We start from the raw sequence: 503 nt of genomic DNA on the forward strand, positions 1-503 counted from the left end.
GCGGGGTAAACCCGCTGCTACGAATGCGTAGACTCGAATTTACTTGTGCAAAAATGAAAGGCAGGGCACTAATCAGCGGCTGTATTAGCGCCTAGCCAAACAACATCCATGTTGTTAAAGAGCGGTAAATTATTTATTTGAATCTAGGTTATGAATTAATGTGTTTGTTGTGCGGTAATAACGTCATCATCATTATTATCACGCTCAAAGTTCAGATTAAATTGGCCTTGGCGATTTATGGTGAAAATAGCGCGCGTCCAGTTTTTTGGTTGGTGTTTAGTGGCATTCTCAAACAAAGTACTGAATAAATCGACTATCTCATCTGTCACGGTAATTGGCTGTTCGTTTTCATCTTCGCAATCTAAAATAAGCTGAGCCTCAAGCCACGGCTCATTTATTTGCTGGTACAAGTATTGCCCAAGTTGTTGGGGGATGTGTTTAATGTCTGGTTGCATGTGCTGTCCTTAGCGCTTTCTATATAGTTAATTATTGCTCAATGAGTA

General features: G+C 40.4%; 1 protein-coding gene. It reads right to left on the minus strand.

Features of this window, described 5'->3' with window-relative positions; all coding sequences use genetic code 11:
- Window positions 1-155: 155 nt before the first annotated feature.
- Window positions 156-455: an immunity protein YezG family protein gene (locus H5186_RS22720; protein ID WP_182795062.1), complete on the minus strand. Its 300-nt coding sequence runs from the start codon at window positions 453-455 to the stop codon at window positions 156-158.
- Window positions 456-503 lie beyond the last annotated feature (48 nt).

Source organism: Pseudoalteromonas sp. SG41-2, from assembly GCF_014164535.1.
GTDB classification, from domain to species: domain Bacteria; phylum Pseudomonadota; class Gammaproteobacteria; order Enterobacterales; family Alteromonadaceae; genus Pseudoalteromonas; species Pseudoalteromonas rhizosphaerae.